The following is a 20,534-nucleotide window of genomic DNA, read 5'->3' on the forward strand; positions in this document are numbered from 1 at the left end:
GAATCCAACTCCTTTAGTTTAGTTTAATTATTCCAGACCTAATTTAAAAGTATCCAAGATTATTAATTGAATAAAGCGTCGACAGAGTAAGCTCCTGCGCCAGTTAATGCCACGCCAACCGCAATAGCAATCAGCAGCAAGTTGTATTCATAGCCGCCCGCGGTAGCCCAATAGCCGCTCTTAGCGTGTACTTTGACAATCGCAACGACCATTGTCATGACGATGAGCAATGAAGCAATGACTGTACCAAATCCAGCGGCGAATAACGCACCGCCTACGAACTCCATGAGTCCTGCCATAACCGCCATAGCAACACCGGGTTTAATGCCGATGGATTCCATCCAGCCGCCCGTTCCTTTCGGACCATAGCCTCCGAACCAACCAAACAGCTTCTGTGCCCCATGCGCCATAAAGCTTAATCCAACAACCAAACGAATAATTAATAATCCTAATGCGATACTCATATTCATTCTCCTCCAATTTAAGAATCTTTATTTTAAGATATTAGTTAAAAGGTTAAGTAGTTAACACCTCTTATTGGAGGGCAAACTACTTGAAACCATCCTGAGCAAACCTACCAAGCTTCTTCAACAATTGACTAGCTATCTTCTTCTCTTCTGCTGTAAGTCCAGCCACTGCTTTCTCAATGACCTCGGTATGCTTGGGAAATACTTCTTCAATAAACTGCTTCCCTTTTTCCGTAATTTCTGCAAAAATGAGCCTGCGGTCTTCGGTTGATGTTTTGCGCTTTACGAACTCTTTCTTCTCCAGCTTATCTACAACATAGGTGATGTTCCCGCTGCTCATCAGCACCTTACCGCCAATCTGTTGAATCGGCTGCGCGCCTTTATGATAAAGCAACTCGAGAACACCGAATTCCGTTCGATTCAATCCATAATTACGAATATCGCGGTCCCCATGGGCGTTGACCCATTCACTTGCTCTGGAGAGTGCAATATAGAGATCTAATGATTCGTTTCTCTGTTCACTCATTTGGTTCACCTCATTTCTTTTATCTTTTTGTTATGCTGTGATGATCTGTGGTGTGTTATGCTTTGCTGCGAAATCTTAATTTGTAATATCTTGATTTAAAGATACTTCATTTTGAGATAGATGTCAACAGGTAATTTGAAAAATAATGTGCTTTTCTTTATCACGCTGCTTATCATGCGTTAGTATCCGCTTAGTTAGTCAAAAGAAAGGTTGGTATTTGAGCCTTTTTGGGCTAAGTATTGTTCGTTTTGAGGCTGGTCCTAACCACCTGAAAATACATGCACTTTTGCATCTTCATCTTTAACCAAAATGACCGCGCTCAGGTAAAATGACAAAAAGATAAGCCTCCCCCTATCGGGAAAGACTTATCCTTTTGAAACACGTCCTATGCTTCAGTTATAGGCAGGCTTCATATGTTAAGGTCAGCCCACTACAGCCGACTCGCCCTTCTGCAGCTGATACATCTTCGCGTATCGGCCGCCCAGCGCCATCAGCGTCTCATGATTACCGCGCTCGGCAATCTCGCCGCGGTGCAGCACGAGAATCTGATCGGCGTCGCGAATCGTCGACAGCCTGTGCGCGATGATCAAGGTCGTTCGCCCTTCGCTTACCACCTTCAGCGCTCGCTGGATCAGCCCTTCCGTCTCACTGTCGATGCTGGCTGTCGCTTCATCCAAGATGAGAATCGACGGGTCGAAGGCCAGCGCTCGCGCGAATGAAATGAGCTGTCTCTGGCCGGAAGACAGGGTGCTCCCCCGCTCCACAACCTGCTCATCATAGCCATTAGGCAGCTGCTCAATGAAGGAGGCTGCACCTACATCACTTAGCGCATTTTTCACGCGTTCAAGCGAAATCTCTTCATTGTATAGGCTCACATTGAATTTGATATCTCCGGCAAACAAGAACGGGTCCTGTAAAACAATGCCCATATGCTTACGCAGCGCTTGCTTCGACATCCCCCGGATGTCGCGTCCATCAATCGTGATGCTGCCTTCATCCGGTTCATAGAAACCGAGCAGCAAGTTCATGATGGAGCTTTTGCCTGAGCCTGTATGTCCGACCAAGGCTACGGTTTCTCCTTTGCGAGCTTCGAACGAAATATGCTTCAGTACGTTTTCCCCTGCTTTATAAGCAAAGGTTACATCCTCGAACTTCACAACGCCTTCCGGGCGGCTAACCTTATCAGTCTTTTCAACCTCTTGGCCTTCCATGTCTAGGATGGTGAACACCTTATCCGCGGATACAAAGGCTCTTTGCGCATTCGTCAATTGATCGAAAATCCCGATAATCGGCTGAAAGATTCGCCCCAGATAATCGATGAAAGCATAAAACACCCCGAAAGAAATCACAGCTGTCAGCGATTCCCTACCAAAATACCAAATGACCATAGCCGTCACCAAGCTGCCGATGGTCCCCACAATATTACGAGAGGATAAGGAAAAGATGCGGAACTGCTTAAGTTGATTCACATAGCGATCCTTGTTCAGTACTTCGAATTCCTCAAGCGTCACTTTCTCCCGGCGAAAAGCTTGAATAATGGGCATAACGACGATAGATTCATTAATCATCGCATTCATATCACTCAGCCGCGCACGCATAATGGTGATGAAGATTTTCGAATATTTTAAGTGAACAACCATAATTAGTGCAAAGATAGGCGGCAGCACCAAGCAAAAAAGAGCGAGATGCCAATCCAGAATGAATAAAGCTACGAAGATGCCGGTTAGCTGCATCATGCTTACGACGAACGTTGCCATGAAGCTCATGAATAAGTCTCGGACAGCCTCGGTATCATTCGCAATTCGAGATACAACCTGCCCGATCGGCGTGTTATCGAAATAGCGCAAAGAAATGCGCTGAATGTGCTGCATTAAGTCCATGCGCATGTTTTTGATAATTTGCAAAGCCGTAGATTGGAGCAAATAGGCTTGCGAAAAATTACAGATGCTTGCTACGAGGAGCAAGCCCATGTAGAGACCAAGCAGCTTAAGTACAGGCGCCATCGTTCGTGTGTCTGTAGACAAATGCTGATCGATAATGGTTTTGGTTATATAAGGTCCGCCCAGCTCGGCGGCTACTGCACAGCAAAGAATGAGCAGTGCGCCGATAATCCTGAACTTATAGACGAGCGCATACGAAATCAGCCTTCTCGCCGTGGACGGTTTCTGCATCTTGTCGTCCTCCCTTCTTCTGTTTGTCATTCTTCCAAACTCGCTTCCATTTGTTGACGTTCCCACTGCTCACGGTACCAGCCCCCGAACAACATCAGCTCTTCGTGGGTACCCTCTTCGACAATTCGCCCCTCATCTAGGACGAGGATCCAATTCGCGTGGCTTACAGCCGAAAGTCGGTGCGTGCTGATCAATGTCGTTCTGCCCGCGCGTTCCTTACGGATATGCTGGAGGATGCGGCTTTCGGTCCGCGCATCGACAGCGGATAACGAGTCATCGAGCAGCAGGATTTCCGAGTCGATCAGAAGGGCTCTAGCAATTGCCAAACGCTGCTTCTGTCCACCGGACAGCATGACGCCATTTTCGCCGACAATTGTCGCTAAACCTTCCGGCATTTGCTCGATATCTTGGGTAAAAGAGGCCATCTCAATGGCCCTTGCAATCTCTTCCGGCGAAGCGTCGTGCTTACCCAGCGCGACATTGTCACGAATGGATTTCGACAGCAGCAGATGCTCCTGTGGAACGTAGGCTACCCAGCGCTTCACTTGATCCAAGGCGATTCTCTCAATCGGCACGCCTGCAAACAGCAGCTTACCTGGTTCTATCGGGAATTGCCGCAGCAGCTGCTTCAGCAGCGTGCTTTTGCCGCTACCCGTCCGGCCTACAATCCCTAGCGTCTGACCTCTTTCTAATTGGAAAGAAACGTTAACGAGACTTGGATGGTTTGCGGTCGGATACGTAAAGGTTAAATCCTTCATCTCGATACTTTCCGGCACACTCACCGCAATCGGTGCATCAACATCCACAATATCCGCTTTCTGCGTCAGCGCTGTATCCAGACGGTCTGCCGAGGCACTGCCGCGTTGCAGGACATTAATAAACTCGCCGAAAGAAATCATCGGCCAGATCAGCATACCTAAGTAAATATTAAATGAAATCAGCTGACCCAGCGTGATCTCATTGTGAAAGACCATATAAGAACCATAGCCAATGCCTATCGAGTAACTTAGACCGACAATCAACGATGTAAGCGGCTGAAAAAGCGCATTCAGCATGGACACGCGTCTATTCTTATTCATCACTTCTGACGTTACTTTATCGAAGGCGACCAGATCATGATCTTCCTGAACATAAGAACGAATCACACGAATACCGGAGATGGACTCGAGTGCATGATCATTCATTTGGCCGAAAGAAGCCTGTGCAGCAAGGAAGCGAACTCTCACTTTTTGACCCAGTTTACTAATCACAAAGGCTAGAAAAGGCAGAGGAATCAGCGCCGCAATCATTAATTTGAAGCTAATTAGGGAGATCATCGTAATAATGACGACGGATGCCCCGACCAACGTGTGTACGAGTGTCATAACGCCGTAACCAGCGGTCTGTCCAATAGCGAGTACATCATTAGTAGCTAATGCCATCAACTGACCCGTGCTGTTGCGTTGAAAGAAAGCCGGTGTCATTTTCGTCAGATGAGCCAGTAAACGACCTCTGAGCACTTTCTCAACAAGTGCTGAATTGCCAAATAAAGTCGTGATCCAAACATAAGTAATTACATATAATAGGAGAGACAAGCCTACAAGCAGAAGAACAGTCTGACTTAAGCTAGATGCCGTTAAACTCCTGCTGCCGATCTGATCGATTGTATTCCCTATCATTTTAGGCGGAATCGTCGCCAATAAATTCACACAGATCATTAAGCTAATTGCAAGCACGTAGTATTTCCATCTTTCTTTGAAAAACCACCGCAATTTGATTACAAAAGACAAGATTTCCACCCCTTTCCATTTCCCACTAAGATTGATTTTATAGTTTAAGCCAATTGAAGTCCACTTATTAAGTTGTTTTTAACGAAACTTTCCGTCCGCCTGCAACATTCTGGAAAAACCCTTCGTTTAGGAAGACAGACTATCCAACATAACTTACATACTGGAAGGTATTACAGCCATGAATCGTACGATGAAAAAGAGCTTAGCTATTCTATCCTTATCCGCCATGATGACGACGGGTGCCGCATATGCTGCAACGAATGAAACTGTCCACACGACTACTATTATGCCTGTCACCACACAAGCTGCTCCAGCGGCTATTTCCGTTCAAGTCAATGGAGGAGCCCTTTCCGAGAAAGGTTATTTGAAACCTGCTGCGACTGAACCTATGCTGCCGCTTCGAGCTGTAACGAAGAGCCTAGGCTTCAAACTCACTTGGAATCAAGAAACGCTTTCTGTTGATTTGTTGAAAGGCAATGTATTTACAACCGTGAAGACTGGCGAAGATCGCTATGCGATTAATAAAATGTTCACAACGCTTGGTACGGCACCTGAATTGGTCGATAACAAGCTTTACGTGCCTGCTTCCTTTGTCAGCAAAGTGCTGCATGGATCTGTCACAACGGAAGGAGCTTCGGTTTCCATCGCGATGAAAGAGGACGTCAAGAAAGTTCAAACGACTGGCGTAATCACCTCGATTCGACCTGTTGGTGATTATACAGCGATTCAGGTTCAAGGAATTGGCACGGAGGGGATGGTCCTCAATGTGAACAAAGATACGGAATATCAAATGCTGGATGGCACTAAGCTTAGTCTTTCCGATCTTCACGTTGGCTTAACCATATCTGCAGAGCATTCTATGGCTGTTACTCTCAGCTTGCCGCCACAAACGTCCACTTCCAAAATTACGGTTTTGGACACGAAAATAGAGGCAAACAGCTTGGGCACATCTGGCGTGGTTGAAGAAGTCCGCAGCGATGATAAGGGCAATGTGAGTCTTCTCATTAAGGGTGCCGGTTTAATGGAAACAGCTCCGAGCGAGGTTGTTCTACAAATGGCAGCCGAGACGGCTATCGTAGATAAAAACGGTGACAAAGTGGAGAAAAGTGCTCTTGTTAAAGGCGCGAATGTTATCGGATTTTATGGACCTGCACTGACGAAAAGCCTTCCCCCAATCGGTAATGCTTGGAAAATCGTTGTAGTTGCTGAACAAGAATAGGTTAATACTTTAAAAATATCGAAGAAACCTTCCCGCTTTGGAGGGTTTTTTTGCTCATTTGTAAAGCATCTACACTGTCCAAATGGTCTGTTTTTTGATACAATAGCTGAAAATTCAATCGTAAGGGGACTCATATGGAATACATTAGCACTCGCGGTAAAGTAGAACCCATCGGCTTCATCGACGCCATCTTGATGGGATTGGCAGACGACGGCGGTTTACTTGTTCCTAAGCATATCCCGCAATTATCGGCAGACACACTACAGAAGTGGCAAAAGCTCTCCTACTCGGAGTTGGCTCTTGAAATCTTCTCGTTATATGTGAATAACGAAATCCCGCGCAATGAGCTGAAGCAGCTCGTTGACGATAGCTATGCAACCTTCCGGGATGACGCTGTGACACCCGTCAAACGTCTGAACGATGGCACGTATGTGCTGGAATTGTTCCACGGACCTACTTTTGCTTTCAAAGACATTGCTCTGCAATTCTTAGGCAATCTCTACTCGTACGTTTCTCGTAAAACGAATTCGATTATCCATATTCTCGGAGCAACTTCAGGGGATACAGGGGCTTCAGCAATTGAAGGTGTCCGCGGTAAAGAAGGCATCCGGATCTGTATTCTTCACCCACACGGGAAGGTTAGCAAGGTTCAAGAGCTGCAGATGACCACTGTTGACGATGCGAACGTGCTGAATCTTTCCGTTGAAGGCACTTTCGACGACTGCCAGCGTATTATCAAGGAGCTGTTCGCCGACGTGGAATTCAAGCACCGTTACCATTTGCGTGCGATTAACTCAATCAACATTGCCCGCATCTTGGCACAAACGGTGTATTACTTCTATGCTTACTTCCAATTAGCGAACAATAATCAGGCTGATAAGGTCAATTTCAGTGTGCCGACTGGTAACTTCGGAGATATCTTTGCTGGTTACTTGGCTCAGAAAATGGGTCTTCCCATCCATAAACTCATTCTTGCAACGAACGAAAACAATATTCTTGAGCGTTTCGTACAAGATGGCGTCTACCAACCAGGAGCATTCCGCGGAACATACAGTCCTTCCATGGACATTCAAGTGGCTAGCAACTTCGAGCGCTACTTGTTCTACCTCTATGGCGAAGACGCGCAAGCTGTCTCGGCTATCATGGATCAATTCAAGGCCGAAGGCCGCGTTGTTATTCCTGCTGACAAGCTGCAAGCCGTGCAAGCTGATTTTGCTGCCTATGGCGTGCAGAATGAAGAGTGCCTGGATACCATCAGCGAGTACTATGAAAAATACGCGTATCTGCTCGATCCGCATACAGCTTGCGGGGTAGCTGCTGCCGACAAGCTAGCTCTAGACGGTGAAGTGACGGTTGCCCTTTCGACCGCTCATCCGGCTAAATTCGATGAGTCGATCCGTTTGCGCAGCATTGAGCAGACTTATCCGCAGCAAATTCAAGCGCTATTTGATAAGCCGCAATTCCAGACGGTCGTTGGCGGTTCAAACGATGAGATTAAGGATCAACTCGTTAAGTTTTTCTAATGACGCGAAGAAGCCCCGAAGACAATTGTCTTCGAGGCTTTTTTGTTTTTCACTGCACATTTAGGGGCTTGCTATCCCTGTTACTTAAACTGTTTAGGAAATTGCTTAATAATCCCGTCCGAAAGAACATCCGCAAACATAATCATATGATCCTCACCTTGATCCAACGTGTGGATGTCCGCTTCCCAATCCTTTTTAAGCCTAGCCGCCACATTGTTTGTGAGCAATTGCAAGTGCACGTGTAACATATCCTGCAGAGTTTTCATAGACCAATTCGGGTTGGCCTTGCTGAGGAACGCGGCGATATCATCGGCATTCCGGTACCATTCCTTATTATACTTCTCGAAATCAGGTGTATTGCCGCCTTTGGCTGCAGCTACGACTTTGCCCGCTAAGACGATATGCTCTGTCAACAGGTCTCCTAACTTATTACCTGCTGCTTCCCCATAATAAGGTTTTATCGCATTTCCGATATCCCTCTGGTTCTTGAGCAATCTAGCCAGCACTTTCTCTTGATCTTCTAGACCAGCAAGTGCGCTTACAAGGTAGCTTCTCGTCCACAAAATATGATCGATCCACAGCCTTCTTAAATCGCCTTTCAGCTTAACCATTGATTGGCTGTATTATTGCATTTTTACGACGGCGTGTTCGTCTGCCACTTTAGCCTCTGCTCTGAGCGGAACAACACTTAAGGCTATGGATATCGATAGCAGCGTTAATTTTAGAAACTTGCCTTGCATCAACATCTCTCCTTTTGGCATAAATGTGTACATAGTCCGTTTATTGTGTGCTTATGGACTATTTTCATTCATGAAAATGATTCACGATCCAAAACCAGAAAAAGAGACTACAACGCAGAAAAATCAGTCCTCCGACCGATACTCATCCTCCCCCTGAGTAGGAAGACACTTTCTGTATGTCATGATATCCTTAAACTAATTGAGAATGGATAATAACGTTTAGGAGTGAGCATGTTGAATATGAATCGCAGCGCCTTTTTGGGCCCTATATTGATCATCTTAGGTATTTTTATGTTTCTAAAAGGTGACAGTACTTTTAATACCGGTACCATTTTTGAGTACTTCTGGCCAACTTTGTTTGTCATACCAGTTGGCATATTTTTCCATTGGCTATACTTCTTTATCCTGCAGCGGCGAGGTGTTGGCGTACTTGTCCCAGGGGGGATTGTTTTAACGGCCGGCATCATCTGCCAAATCTCCATGCTGTTCGATATCTGGCATCTTATGTGGCCTGGATTCATGCTTGCTGTTGCCGTCGGTTTATTCGAACTATATTGGTTCGGAGGCCGAAATAAATGGCTGCTCATCCCGATAAACATTCTGACGGTCATGTCCCTTTTATTCTTCACCATTTTCTCCATAGGCTCCATTTTCAACAAGTTCTTCCACAACCAACCGATCATTGCCATTGTTCTCATCGTAGCAGGCGGCTTGATGATAATTACGCGTAATCGGAAATCAATGTAACTCTATGAAGAATTCGGATTATGCCCTCCTTTTGGACGAGTGTGGTGTTTGTTCGGTTAATACGGAGCAAGTTTATTAGTAGATGCAAGCTTTTTTCATTCAAAAAGTCGCTTGCTCCAAGCAATGTTAGCCCAAGGTAATCGTAAAGTTGTACTACGTACAACTTTACGCAGGCTGCATCCGCGTTATCTCCGCGATTGTTGCAGGAAATACAACAATTTTCCAATAAATTAGCTCAATTCCATGAAATATGGCTAAATTGTTGTACGACATACAACACTTACTGCTTAATGAGAAGAAACTAACGGAATTGTTGTACGTTGTAAAACTTAAGCGGGGAGTAGACCGAGACATAGGATAAAAGACTGAGACAAAAAGAAGAAGATAAAGATACAGCAAAATCAGGGGACAAGCTATGCTTACCCTCAATTCTTACATATCTAAAACGAAAAGGAGCCTCATGATTTCTCATGGGCTCCTCTTTATTTATACCTTTACAACGAATTGATAGGCGCCTGACAGGCTGCCATCCGCATTGCTTTTAGTGTCCATCAGCAGTGCCTTGTTGTAGATGCCATCCTTCGCATTGCCTGCTTCATTCGGGAAAAAAAGCTGACTCGTCAGCACCTGACCATTCGGCGCCTGCACCTTCACATGGATATGGCGAGTTCGCCCTGGATACAAGCCCGGCACAATCGTTTCCAACGTAAATTTGCCTTTATCGTCCGTATATTGATGTCCCCGAAGGGTGAAGCCTTTGTTATCATATTGACCGTCGGCATCTGCCTGCCAGAAGTCCAATAGCGCATGCGCAACTGGTTTACACGCCGTGGATACAACGTAGCCTACAAGCGTAAGCTTCGTTCCCTTCATTCCTTGCTCTAGCAAGGAACTTTTCTCTGGCGAGTTCGGTGTAAAATACGGACCTTCGGTGACAGCCAGCGTCATCTCCTCTGGTGAACCGCACGCAGGTGTTGGCTCCAGAATCGCAGCTTTCGGTGATTCGCTAGCTATTTCCTTCGCATGACTAACTTCAGGCTGAGTCGTTGCTTCTCCAGTCGTTGCTCCACCGCCCAAATTGATTCCGCAGGCAGCTAACGCCGCACTGGTGACCATTAGAGCACTTGATACCAAGAACCGGCGACGCGTTATTTTCGTGCTCGATGATTCCCACTCCGTTTGCTTCTCTTCCATTGTCGTTCCCCCATTTCAACCTCTTGTACGAATAGAATAGCATGGAGCTGGGGGAAATTCCCTGAAATTTAGCCGAAGATAGGCTTAAAGTTTACTGAAAATAGATGCAGGATAGACGAAAAAAATGCAGCTCCTTAGATACTTAGCTATTTTGAAACAAAAGGATTCCCTTCGATCCAGAATCGCCACGGATATTCTCTGGCCTCCCCACTATTATCGATGCCGATTCTCGGTCCAGTCGCAACGGATTCTACTGTTTTTCCTTCAGCAATGAAGAGAGGACGCTCAAAGAAGGGCCTTCCATAATCCTCTTTTGCAATGCCAAGGGCTTTCGTTAGTTTGCCGGGACCGTTTGTGAGATCCTTGCGTTTTTTATCGTGGCCGCGGCGATCATACATAAGATCAATTCCTATGCAGGGCTCCACAGCTCGAATTAAGACAGCTTCTGGGTGACCGGGCTCCCCGCTTACTATGTTCACTAAACAATGCGTATGCATCACGTAGGTATAGACATAGCCCGGAGGGCCGAACATGACTTCCGTTCTCGGTGTCCTGCGATTGCCAAAGCTATGTGCGGCGCGATCTCTCGGCCCTTTATAGGCCTCTGTTTCTACAATCCAGCCTGAAGCTATGCCTAATTCGGTTTCTTTCACAAGCAGTTTACCGAGCAGTGAACGAGCCAAGAGCAGTGTGGGTTGCCCAAAAAATGCAGCAGCTACGGGTTGGGAAGACAGAACATTCATCTCCATTTAAGTCATTTCCTTGACACATTGCTGGCATGCGATGGCATGAGAAGGTGCAGTTTCCTCTTCTAGAATAACGGCTTTGAAATCTGACATTCTACGCCTCCTATACCTATCTCAGTTGGATCTTAAGTCATTTTTCCCTTTATATCACAGCTGATATTCTTTACGAAGAAAAGACCCGATCAATATCTGATGGGGTCCTGTCTCCTTTATTATCCTACAACCAGACTATCCTGACCCAGGTTATCCCCTGTGGATTGTTTGATCTGTTTGCTTCTTAATTGTCCACAAGCGGCATCAATATCTGTCCCATGCTCAAGGCGAACACTGCAGCTAATGCCCTGCTTTTTCAACGTATCATAGAAAGCCCGCACGGATTCCCGCTCGCTCCGTTGATATTGACTATGCTCATCCACAGGATTGTAAGGAATCAAGTTCACATTAGCAAGGTGGCGGATATGCTGGATGAGCTCTGCTAATTGCAGCGCATGCTCTCTACCGTCGTTTACATCCTTCAGCAGAATATACTCGAGTGTAATTCTCCGGTTCGTTTTCTCCAAATAGTACTCGATCGCCTGCATTAATTTCTCAATTGGAATCGCTTTGTTTATTTTCATGATCCGGGTACGAAGCTCGTTCGTCGGAGCATGCAGAGAAATCGCCAGATTTACCTTCAAATCCGAGTCTGCGAATTCGATTATTTTGTTAGCAAGACCACTAGTTGATACCGTAATATGTCTAGCGGCAATGTCTAGACCTTTTTGATCTTTCACAACACGGATAAAATCAACCATATTTTCAAAATTATCAAATGGCTCGCCAATCCCCATCACAACAATGTGGCTGACACGTTCGTCTTTGCCCGCTTTGTCCAAATGAAACTGAACCTTCATAATTTGTTCCACGACTTCGGCGCTGGATAGATCACGACTTTTGGCCAAAAGCCCGCTCGCACAGAAGCTGCACCCAATGTTGCAGCCAACTTGCGTCGTTACACACACAGATAACCCGAATTTATGTCTCATCAACACAGTCTCGATCAAATTACCATCCTGCAGCTTGAACAGGAACTTCATCGTACCGTCCGCTGATTCTTGCCTCGTATGTTCAGTCAACGTCTGAATGACAAAATGCTCTTCCAGACTCTGAATACAATCCTGCTTCACATCCGTCATCTCTGAGAAGTCGGTCACCCGCTTCCGATATAGCCAATCCCAGACTTGTAATGCCCGCGATTTTTTGTGTCCTTTTTCCTCAAGCCATGCAATCAATTGATCCAACGTTAATCCAAAGATGGATTCTTTATTCATCGTTATCCTCTTTTCAAGACTTTCACATACAGTCCTATTCTACTAAGCAGCCGAAGCGTACCATCTGTTTATTATTGTGCCAAAAATCCTTCATGAACACAAGGGGAGTGAGAGGCCATACACGTTCCTTTATCTGCCTCTTATTTTACCATCCTTTATGAAAAATACGCTATTCTACTAATCTATTAATCCATACAGTTCCCACCGCTCTTACATAGGATAGGATAAAAGGAAGTGATAAAAACATGGCATCCAAAACTCAAAAACTCCCTGTTTATTTCAAAAAACAAGCAGCTCTGCTTAAAAAACGTCGTGTGCGTCCTACTCAAATCCCTATTATTGTAGCGACATGGTCTATTGAAGCAAATGGATTTAGAGGACTGCTAAACACTACAATCGCTCGTAATGGCTTTGTGACAGGAACGGTATTCGGGAATACCATTCGAGGATGGTATGACGTACCTTCGGGTAAAATTACTTTCCTAAGATTTGTTCCGGGCGGCAGCATCCCAGGAATAAACAACCAGCTTTATGAAGGTTATATTCAAAGGTCTACAATCAACCGCGGAATTACTTTTACGGGTTCATTTATTACAGTTGGTAACGGTTCAACAGCTCAGCTGAATAAATTTAGTTGGTTAGCTAGAGCTATCATCTTAGTATGAGAATCGAATAAAAGGTAAGGCACCTCCAAATAGCTGGGGGTGCCTTTTTATGAATACATCCTTTCACATCCACAAATAATGTAACTAGTACGTCAAGGAGGCTAAAAAATGAACAATCAACGCGCTCAAGAGATTGCGGTTTCACCTGTCATGGTAGATGTCACTTATAATGGGACGCCAATCTACATTCAAAATGTCGACGAAAAGAATGAAACCGCCAGAATTTATCCTTTGGATCAACCGGAAAATGAACAAAGTGTCCCTCTGAACAGTCTAGTCGAGCGTTCTCAAATGTTGGAGATGGAAGACATTAAAATGATATGTCCATTGCCGTCGAATGATTGAAAAAAAGTAAGAAAAAAAGAGGATACCCTCGCGGTATCCTCTTTACTAATGATATTTGGTACAGGTCTATGAAAATTTAATTATACCTACCGAATGCAAGAACACACAAACAATGAGTATGGGAGCTACCACGCGCAACAAGAACATCCAGGCTTTATACCAAAAACCCTTCAAACCCGCTTCTTCTCCAGCCTTTTTCCACGCGTAGCCAGTAAACAAGGTAACGACCAACCCACCGAATGGCATCAGTACATAGGAAGTAACGAAGTCCATCCAATCAAAAATGCTTTTACCTCCAGGATGGAAGTCCCCTAGCACGCCTCCAACAGAAAGCCCTGAAGGAACACCAACTAAGAAACAAAGGATAGATAAGATAACCGCTGATTTTTTGCGGCTCCACTGCCATTTGTGCATAGCATAAGCGACTGGAACTTCTAAGATGGAAATCGCTGAAGTTAACGCCGCAATGGCTAGCAGCAAGAAGAATAGACCACCAAAGAAGAAACCAAATGGCATTTGCGAGAACGCTGCAGGCAGCGCCATGAAAGCCAAGCCTACGCCTTCGCCTGGCTGAAGCCCGTAGGAGAACACCGTAGGGAAAATGACTAGACCCGCGATGAAAGCATAGACCAAATCACCGAAACCGATGGCGAGCGTCGCCGTGCCGAGTGATTGTCTTTTTTCCACATAAGAGCCATACGTTAACATACAGCCCATCCCTAACGATAAGGAAAAGAATGCATGTCCCAAAGCAACTAGCGCAGACTCCGCGTCCAGCTTGGAGAAGTCAGGTTTTAAGAAAAAGGATACCCCTTCTGCTGCTCCCGGGAGCGTAAGCGAACGGAACATAAGAATGAGTAGGATGATGAGAAAACCAGGAATCAAAATTTTGTTGAATTTCTCAATACCGCCAGAAACCCCCTTGGCAATAACCCACCCTGTGACCAACATAACAACAGCCTGCCAGAAAATAGGCCAGTAGCCCGAAGCGAATGACAGGAACTTCTCTTTATAGTCGGAGCCCTCTTGGAACAAGAGGCCAGTAAACGACTCTACCGTATAATGGAGTGTCCATCCCGCGACTACCGCGTAATAGGACATGATCATGAAAGCGGTTAGAATTGATAATAACCCAAATGCTCCCCAGTATTTTTTACCCGTCAAATTAAAGAAGGATACCGATGCATTCCCTCTACCGCCGCGGCCAATCGTCATCTCTGCAAGCAAAATAGGTAAGCCTACAACAATTAAACAAATAATGAACAACAGGAAAAAGGCGGCACCGCCATGTTTACCTGTAATGTAGGGAAACTTCCACATGTTGCCTAGCCCTACCGAGCTGCCGATTGCAGCCAAAATAAAACCAGTAGACGTAAATCGTTCAACCGTTCCTGTTTTTTTGCTTGCTGCTTTTCCTGATGTCTGATCGTTACTCATGTTGAATGATTATCTCCTAACGTTATTTAGATGCAATAATGTTACTGGAAAATCCTTCTCCCGTCACCTTGTAAAATTTCACAAAGTTTACATCCGTTTATTCTTTATCAATGGTTTGTTGGATTCCATCTTCATAAAAATCAAAGACAAGTTGTTGTTTCGTACCTCTTGCCGCATAGAATACGTCCGATATCTGTTTTCCTTTGCGTTTTACCTCCTGTTCCAACCATTCCTTAGTCAGTCCGTTATTCTCTAGGTTTTTCTCCATCATTTTCCCATCCATAATTAATTCAACGGGAAAAACTTGGGCGTTTGGAAGAAGCTTCATATCCCTTTTAGTGACATATTGGTACTCGTCTTTTTTTAATACCGATACCACGCCATTATCCTCAAGTACGGCATAGTCCACTTCCTCTATATTAAAAATCCCCTTTTCCCTTAAGGCCTGATCTAATGAATCCAGTGTATATCTCACTTTTCTCATGTTATCTTCAAGAATTTTCCCGCTTTCAATAAGTACCGTCGGGGAACCTGATATCCAGTTTCTCATTTTGCGGCTTTTCAATGCAATGACGGATAACAAATAGGACGTAATGGCAATGACAATCAGCGATAAAATCATATGCGAAAGACTTAATTTTTCATTGAATGCCAAATTAGCTGCAATAGCCCCTAATGTAATACCAGTCACAAAATCATGAAACGTCATATTGGAAATCGTCTGTTTACCAAGTACTTTGGCTATAAACAGAAGCAGTAAAATAGCCAGAACGGTCCGAATCAGAATTTCCACGTAGGCATACATACTTATGTCCCTCCTCCCCTGTCATTATCTCCTAAACAAAAAAGAAAAAACCAAGCACGGATAGAGCTCGAGAATTATCGACAACCTCTGTATAAGGTGTACTCAAGGAGTAATCTCAGGATGACCGCGTCAAAGAATAGCAAGAGAGTTTGCTCATTTCTACCGAGTCTTAAATCGTTGATCACCCATGGTAAACGACTCCTTTAGTATACTTTTTGATACTATAGTACTTAAAAGTAGGTACTTGCTTTAAATTGTAATACCATTAATAATAAATGGCGTGACTATCAGTTGCAAATAGGAACCCTTGTTAGGGTTGTCTTCATAAATAGCTTAAAGGAGAGATCACTATGACTCAGAAATTGTTTTCTTCGTATGATTTGAAAGGTTTGCACTTAAGCAATCGCATTGTCATGGCGCCAATGTGTCAATATTCGGTTACGGCCAAAGACGGAAAGCCAAATGAATGGCACTACGTTCACTATCTTAGCCGCGCTATTGGCGGTACTGGCCTCATTATTATGGAAATGACGGATGTTGATCCCGATGGCCGCATTACTGATTTCGACTTAGGACTGTGGTCAGATGATCATATTCCAGCATTCGCCAGAATTATCGAAGGAGTACATTCGCATAATGGCAAAATCGGGATTCAGATCGCTCATGCTGGACGCAAAGCAGAAGACGCGGCAGTCCCCATTGCCCCATCTGCGATTAAGTTTCCTGGCTCGGCTTACAAGATGCCGCGCGCTCTTACAACCGAGGAGGTTCAAGACGTCGTCCAAAAATTCGGTGATGCCGCCCGCCGTGCTGTAACAGCAGGTGTGGATACGATCGAGCTTCATGGAGCTCACGGCTATTTGATCCATCAGTTCCAATCGCCTCTAACCAATAAACGAGATGATGTATACGGTCAAGACCTAGCCCGTTTTGGCGTAGAAGTCATTCAAGCCGTCAAAAAAGAAATGCCTGCTGACATGCCGCTCATCTTCCGCATCTCCGCAGTGGAGTATGGCGATGGCGGATATGATATTGATCATGCCATCGAGCTCTCCAAAGCCTACCAAGCTGCTGGTGTAGATGCTTTTCATGTGAGTTCAGGCGGAGAAGGACCCGCTGGAGAGAGAAAACCAGGCAACTACCCCGGCTATCAGGTTCCGTTCGCACGTAAAATCCGCGAAGCGCTGAATGTACCCGTGATTGCAGTAGGTATGCTCGAAGACCCAGCGCTTGCTGAGTCCGTTATCGGCAGTGAAGATGCAGATTTCGTAGCGATTGCACGGGGCATGCTGCGTGATCCGTACTGGGCTACACATGCAGCCATTACACTTCGCAAAGAACCGAATCATATCCCGGAACAATATACTCGAGCTTACTAATACGGAAAGCCGCTATCCCATAGCCATTTTGATGTTAAGCCTCTCTACCTATATATACTGGACCCGAATTTGCTGAGAGGGAACGTCGATTCGCTATTTGTTCGAAAAACCCCCACAATCACGAGGAAGCGGAACGACGAGGCGTTATTTCGCGGTTTTTCGCCTCCGGATCGTGTTGAATGATCAAATAGCGCCCTCATGTTCCTCTCAATCGATTTTTTGCGCTGTTTTCCCGAAATAACGCCTCTACGTTCCGCTACATAGTATTAGTGGTCAGGTGGCTTTCCCCAACAATCGACAAAACAAAAAATGAGAGGGCAGGAGTAACCATGCCTTCTCATTTTTTTATTTTCTGTGTCCCTAGGTGTTGGGACAGCCACACCCTGTTTGCTTCAGCTATTCTTCTAGTGAATTGGAGTAACACTCTTTACCGAAATTTAAACTTACGTAAAGGGCCGCGTTCATCCTGAGCGCGGATCCTGAAGATCTATGGAGCAGCCAAAATCCTTAATGCAGTTGATTGCCAAGGTAACGGGAAAAGAATAAGATGTTAAATGGGCACAGATTCCTATCAATTCACACATTACACGTATATGCCCTTTATTTGGTTGGGACATCTGAGAGGGGATTCTTGTATGAAAAGTCTTGCGTCCTACTATTTCCTATACTATCTCGGACAGGCAGCATTAATGCCTTATCTTAGCCTATATCTTAGTGATAAGGGGATAAGCTCTACCCTGGTCGGGCTGCTTCTATCTCTTTGGGCCTTTACGAGTGTCATTGCTCAGCCCATTATGGGCATGCTGAATGACCGGCTGAACGATCGCCGACAAATATTGATGCTTTGTACCATCCTATCCCCTATTCTCGCATTTGGCTTCTACTTTTTTGACGCCTACTTTGCCTTATTGATCTTCTCGGTTCTCTTCCCATGGTTTCAATCTTCTTCTGCCTCGTTAAGCGATGCGTTGGCTGTTGAGATTGGCAGTAATGCGGGTATTTCTTTTGGCAGCATTCGTCTCTGGGGAGCCCTGAGTTTTTCCTTGGCTAGTTTTGTCACAGGTATTATTTATGAACGCAGCGGCTACGGAAGTAGTTTTTTCTATTTCCTTATCATCAATGCTGCTGTCCTCGGTGTTTTGTTTCTATTTCCAAAAATCAAGCCGTCCGAACATAAGCTGTCGATGTTTGATCAGGCTAAAGAGGTAATTAGCCATAAACGGTTTCTAGGCTTTATCGGGATTTGCTTGCTGGTGAATTTATCGATTGCGATCAACTTTTCATTTCTTCCTATTTATTTCAAAGAAATGGGCTTTAATAAAGCCTGGATTGGCACCACGTATGCGATAGCAGCAATTATTGAAGTACCGATGTTCTGGGTATCAGCTAGGCTGAATAACAAAATCGGACGTTTGCCTGTCCTCTGCATGGCTGCAATTTGCTATGCGGTCAAGTGTTTGACTTTGGCTTTCACGCACGATATTTATCTGGTGCTGGCTTCACAGCTTTTAGACGGAATGGCTTATGCTTTTTTCGCAAGCGCATCTGTTGAAATGGTGAAAAGTTATTCCAAAGACGAGAATCAGGCTACCTTTCAAACGGTATTTGCAGCGATCACTACGGGACTTGGCGGAATTATTGGGGGTGCCTTTGGAGGTATCTTCATTGACCATATGGGCGCACCTTTCCTTTATTTCATATTGTTTGCGTTGTGCTTGACGGCAGCCATTTTATTCCTTATTTCTAATAAAATGTCCAATCGCTCGACAAAAAAACGAACCTCTTTACATATTTTTTAAAAGAATTGTCTTGATTATAAGCTTAGAAAACTAAATAATATGAAAAAGGTCTTATTGATCGGCACGACTTGATTATGATTTGAGCTTTAGTACACACAACAGAAAGGTTGCCATTGACATCATGGAGTTATCTCACCGTATTACCAAGGAACAAACAGCCAAAGAACCGTTCCCCATATCTATACTTTCTCTTACCGTTGGCGCCTTTGCCATTGGAATGACTGAATTTGTCATCATGGGGCTTTTGCCTAATGTCGCGAATGATCTGCATGTCAGCATCTCATCCGCAGGACAACTCATTACGATGTATGCCCTCGGGGTAGCTATTGGCGCGCCTATACTGACGGTTCTCACCCACCGAATCCCGCAAAAGAAACTGTTATGTCTGCTAATGGTTTTATTTATTCTGGGTAACGGAATCTCTGTTTTCGCTCCAAGCTATGCCATTCTCATGGGAGCCCGTATGATAACCGCATTGACACACGGGACATTCTTTGGGGTCGGGGCTGTTATCGCCTCCAATCTTGTACGTCCGGACAAGCGTGCCGGGGCCGTTTCCATCATGATGGCCGGTCTTACCATTGCCAATATTATCGGTGTTCCTCTGGGGACATTCATCGGTCAACACATGGGGTGGCGATCATCATTTGGCGCGATTGCGATCATGGGAATCATTGCATTAATCGGCATTCTTATCTTTATACCGCAAATTCGACATGACAAACCAGCGAGTATCGTTAAGCAGATAAGCGCTCTCGTCAAGCCCAAGCTCCTTCTTTACCTGCTTATCGGAGCACTAGGCAACGCCGGCCTATTCGCCGTCTTTACTTATATTACGCCACTGCTTGTGCAAGTCACCGGTTTTGCTGAACATAGCGTAACTTGGATTCTAGTCCTCTTCGGCTGTGGAGTAACCATCGGCAATATCGTTGGCGGGAAGCTTGCAGACTGGAAGCTGATGCCTTCCATACTGGGACTTTACCTTTCGATATGTGTTCTTCTCACTCTTTTCACCTTTACCATTTATAGTCCAACCGCTGCCGTACTGACTATTTTCCTGTGGGGAGCTGCTTCCTTCGCTGTGTTCCCTGGGCTGCAAGTACGAATTATGAGCCTTGCACAGGCGGCGCCAGCACTTGCTTCTACCTCCAGTCATTCTGCCGGTAATCTAGGAAATGCATCTGGCGCTTTCATTGGGGGATGGGTCATTACCCATCTGTCCATCACAGCCCTCCCTTGGGTCGGCGCTATACTTGTAGGACTGGCGCTGATCTTAGGATTTGCTTGTTATCTAGCAGAACGCAAGCCTGCTAATGTGTAACTCTTTAATCATACAAACAAGGGGCTGTCTCTTTGGGGACAGCCCCTTTTGTTATCGTAAAGTCTTTTTCACGGTCATCTTCGGCGACTTTTTGTACAGCCACTTTTACTGCAATGATGTATTTCATCGTTAGATTCAAGTTGATGTAGCTTTACGATTGCTGCATCGATGTTTTACATCGTTACAAGGGCGATTGGGCGAAAAATTGTTTATAAAAGGTTGATGGAACGATGTTTTACATTGTTGCAAGGGAGCTCAAGCATCGTTTCAATGCTGTAACGATGCTTTTCATCATTGCGTCATAGGGTGCACAAAATAGTCTTTCGGCAAAAGACAATCGAATTCATTTAGCGTGCAAAAAAAGAAAGGTT

Annotated in this window: 17 protein-coding genes and 1 pseudogene; 8 read left to right on the plus strand and 10 right to left on the minus strand. The window is 45.1% G+C overall.

The genetic code is table 11. The annotated features are described in order from the left end of the window. Positions 1-62 precede the first annotated feature (62 nt). From AC58U0_RS21755 to AC58U0_RS21770, 4 genes are all read right to left on the minus strand, one after another. Positions 63-464, minus strand: coding sequence for a DoxX family protein (locus tag AC58U0_RS21755; protein ID WP_057303587.1), 402 nt, complete (start codon positions 462-464; stop codon positions 63-65). Positions 465-549: 85 nt separating this feature from the next. Continuing rightward, positions 550-993, minus strand: coding sequence for a MarR family winged helix-turn-helix transcriptional regulator (locus tag AC58U0_RS21760; protein WP_057303588.1), 444 nt, complete (start codon positions 991-993; stop codon positions 550-552). 422 nt (positions 994-1,415) lie between these two features. Then, entirely contained in the window at positions 1,416-3,164 is a 1,749-nt protein-coding gene (locus tag AC58U0_RS21765; RefSeq protein WP_497381074.1) for an ABC transporter ATP-binding protein, read from the minus strand. A 26-nt stretch (positions 3,165-3,190) separates the two neighbouring features. Continuing rightward, positions 3,191-4,936, minus strand: coding sequence for an ABC transporter ATP-binding protein (locus AC58U0_RS21770; protein ID WP_497381150.1), 1,746 nt, complete (start codon positions 4,934-4,936; stop codon positions 3,191-3,193). A 175-nt stretch (positions 4,937-5,111) separates the two neighbouring features. Between AC58U0_RS21770 and AC58U0_RS21775 the strand changes: the two genes are divergently transcribed. Together AC58U0_RS21775 and thrC are read left to right on the plus strand one after the other, a co-directional pair. Beyond that, complete coding sequence (locus AC58U0_RS21775) at positions 5,112-6,152, plus strand: copper amine oxidase N-terminal domain-containing protein (protein WP_497381075.1); 1,041 nt, start codon at positions 5,112-5,114, stop codon at positions 6,150-6,152. Positions 6,153-6,286: 134 nt separating this feature from the next. Beyond that, positions 6,287-7,675 (plus strand): threonine synthase, encoded by a 1,389-nt coding sequence (gene thrC / locus AC58U0_RS21780; protein WP_497381076.1) that lies wholly within the window; start codon positions 6,287-6,289, stop codon positions 7,673-7,675. Between the two features lie 80 nt (positions 7,676-7,755). Here the strand turns inward: thrC and AC58U0_RS21785 are convergent, their stop codons facing one another. Continuing rightward, on the minus strand, positions 7,756-8,286 hold the full coding sequence (locus tag AC58U0_RS21785; protein WP_497381077.1) for a glycosyltransferase: 531 nt from the start codon (positions 8,284-8,286) through the stop codon (positions 7,756-7,758). Between the two features lie 369 nt (positions 8,287-8,655). Between AC58U0_RS21785 and AC58U0_RS21790 the strand changes: the two genes are divergently transcribed. Further along, positions 8,656-9,162: a hypothetical protein gene (locus tag AC58U0_RS21790; RefSeq protein WP_497381151.1), complete on the plus strand. Its 507-nt coding sequence runs from the start codon at positions 8,656-8,658 to the stop codon at positions 9,160-9,162. Positions 9,163-9,648: 486 nt separating this feature from the next. On the opposite strand, the gene AC58U0_RS21795 is transcribed toward AC58U0_RS21790, so the two are convergent. The 3 genes from AC58U0_RS21795 to rlmN form a co-directional block, all read right to left on the minus strand. Further along, positions 9,649-10,356: a dioxygenase family protein gene (locus AC58U0_RS21795; RefSeq protein ID WP_497381078.1), complete on the minus strand. Its 708-nt coding sequence runs from the start codon at positions 10,354-10,356 to the stop codon at positions 9,649-9,651. A gap of 146 nt (positions 10,357-10,502) precedes the next feature. Further along, complete coding sequence (locus AC58U0_RS21800) at positions 10,503-11,105, minus strand: DNA-3-methyladenine glycosylase (RefSeq protein ID WP_497381079.1); 603 nt, start codon at positions 11,103-11,105, stop codon at positions 10,503-10,505. 209 nt (positions 11,106-11,314) lie between these two features. Then, entirely contained in the window at positions 11,315-12,412 is a 1,098-nt protein-coding gene (rlmN, locus tag AC58U0_RS21805; protein WP_497381080.1) for a dual-specificity RNA methyltransferase RlmN, read from the minus strand. 245 nt (positions 12,413-12,657) lie between these two features. Between rlmN and AC58U0_RS21810 the strand changes: the two genes are divergently transcribed. Both AC58U0_RS21810 and AC58U0_RS21815 read left to right on the plus strand, forming a co-directional pair. Then, on the plus strand, positions 12,658-13,077 hold the full coding sequence (locus AC58U0_RS21810) for a hypothetical protein (RefSeq protein ID WP_497381081.1): 420 nt from the start codon (positions 12,658-12,660) through the stop codon (positions 13,075-13,077). Between the two features lie 108 nt (positions 13,078-13,185). After that, a pseudogene (locus AC58U0_RS21815) lies at positions 13,186-13,359 on the plus strand (small acid-soluble spore protein H); the annotation flags it as partial. A 129-nt stretch (positions 13,360-13,488) separates the two neighbouring features. Here the strand turns inward: AC58U0_RS21815 and AC58U0_RS21820 are convergent. Both AC58U0_RS21820 and AC58U0_RS21825 read right to left on the minus strand, forming a co-directional pair. Beyond that, entirely contained in the window at positions 13,489-14,859 is a 1,371-nt protein-coding gene (locus tag AC58U0_RS21820; RefSeq protein ID WP_497381082.1) for a sodium-dependent transporter, read from the minus strand. A 97-nt stretch (positions 14,860-14,956) separates the two neighbouring features. After that, complete coding sequence (locus tag AC58U0_RS21825) at positions 14,957-15,664, minus strand: DUF421 domain-containing protein (RefSeq protein WP_497381083.1); 708 nt, start codon at positions 15,662-15,664, stop codon at positions 14,957-14,959. Between the two features lie 350 nt (positions 15,665-16,014). On the opposite strand from AC58U0_RS21825, the gene AC58U0_RS21830 reads away from it, so the two are divergent. The 3 genes from AC58U0_RS21830 (at position 16,015) to AC58U0_RS21840 (ending at position 20,163) form a co-directional block, all read left to right on the plus strand. Then, entirely contained in the window at positions 16,015-17,043 is a 1,029-nt protein-coding gene (locus tag AC58U0_RS21830; protein WP_497381084.1) for an NADH:flavin oxidoreductase/NADH oxidase, read from the plus strand. Positions 17,044-17,678: 635 nt separating this feature from the next. Continuing rightward, positions 17,679-18,842, plus strand: a complete 1,164-nt coding sequence (locus AC58U0_RS21835) for an MFS transporter (protein WP_497381085.1) — start codon at positions 17,679-17,681, stop codon at positions 18,840-18,842. A gap of 121 nt (positions 18,843-18,963) precedes the next feature. Then, on the plus strand, positions 18,964-20,163 hold the full coding sequence (locus AC58U0_RS21840; protein WP_497381086.1) for an MFS transporter: 1,200 nt from the start codon (positions 18,964-18,966) through the stop codon (positions 20,161-20,163). Positions 20,164-20,534 lie beyond the last annotated feature (371 nt).

This window comes from Paenibacillus sp. J31P190, from assembly GCF_059692075.1.

Excerpts from the sequence above, each read along its gene's own strand:
- AC58U0_RS21755 (WP_057303587.1), bottom strand. The coding sequence starts at position 464 with ATGAGTATCGCATTAGGATTATTAATTATTCGTTTGGTTGTTGGATTA.
- AC58U0_RS21760 (WP_057303588.1), bottom strand. The coding sequence starts at position 993 with ATGAGTGAACAGAGAAACGAATCATTAGATCTCTATATTGCACTCTCC.
- AC58U0_RS21765 (WP_497381074.1), bottom strand. The coding sequence starts at position 3,164 with ATGCAGAAACCGTCCACGGCGAGAAGGCTGATTTCGTATGCGCTCGTC.
- AC58U0_RS21775 (WP_497381075.1), top strand. The coding sequence starts at position 5,112 with ATGAATCGTACGATGAAAAAGAGCTTAGCTATTCTATCCTTATCCGCC.
- thrC (WP_497381076.1), top strand. The coding sequence starts at position 6,287 with ATGGAATACATTAGCACTCGCGGTAAAGTAGAACCCATCGGCTTCATC.
- AC58U0_RS21785 (WP_497381077.1), bottom strand. The coding sequence starts at position 8,286 with ATGGTTAAGCTGAAAGGCGATTTAAGAAGGCTGTGGATCGATCATATT.
- AC58U0_RS21790 (WP_497381151.1), top strand. The coding sequence starts at position 8,656 with ATGAATCGCAGCGCCTTTTTGGGCCCTATATTGATCATCTTAGGTATT.
- AC58U0_RS21795 (WP_497381078.1), bottom strand. The coding sequence starts at position 10,356 with ATGGAAGAGAAGCAAACGGAGTGGGAATCATCGAGCACGAAAATAACG.
- AC58U0_RS21800 (WP_497381079.1), bottom strand. The coding sequence starts at position 11,105 with ATGGAGATGAATGTTCTGTCTTCCCAACCCGTAGCTGCTGCATTTTTT.
- rlmN (WP_497381080.1), bottom strand. The coding sequence starts at position 12,412 with ATGAATAAAGAATCCATCTTTGGATTAACGTTGGATCAATTGATTGCA.
- AC58U0_RS21810 (WP_497381081.1), top strand. The coding sequence starts at position 12,658 with ATGGCATCCAAAACTCAAAAACTCCCTGTTTATTTCAAAAAACAAGCA.
- AC58U0_RS21820 (WP_497381082.1), bottom strand. The coding sequence starts at position 14,859 with ATGAGTAACGATCAGACATCAGGAAAAGCAGCAAGCAAAAAAACAGGA.
- AC58U0_RS21825 (WP_497381083.1), bottom strand. The coding sequence starts at position 15,664 with ATGTATGCCTACGTGGAAATTCTGATTCGGACCGTTCTGGCTATTTTA.
- AC58U0_RS21830 (WP_497381084.1), top strand. The coding sequence starts at position 16,015 with ATGACTCAGAAATTGTTTTCTTCGTATGATTTGAAAGGTTTGCACTTA.
- AC58U0_RS21835 (WP_497381085.1), top strand. The coding sequence starts at position 17,679 with ATGAAAAGTCTTGCGTCCTACTATTTCCTATACTATCTCGGACAGGCA.
- AC58U0_RS21840 (WP_497381086.1), top strand. The coding sequence starts at position 18,964 with ATGGAGTTATCTCACCGTATTACCAAGGAACAAACAGCCAAAGAACCG.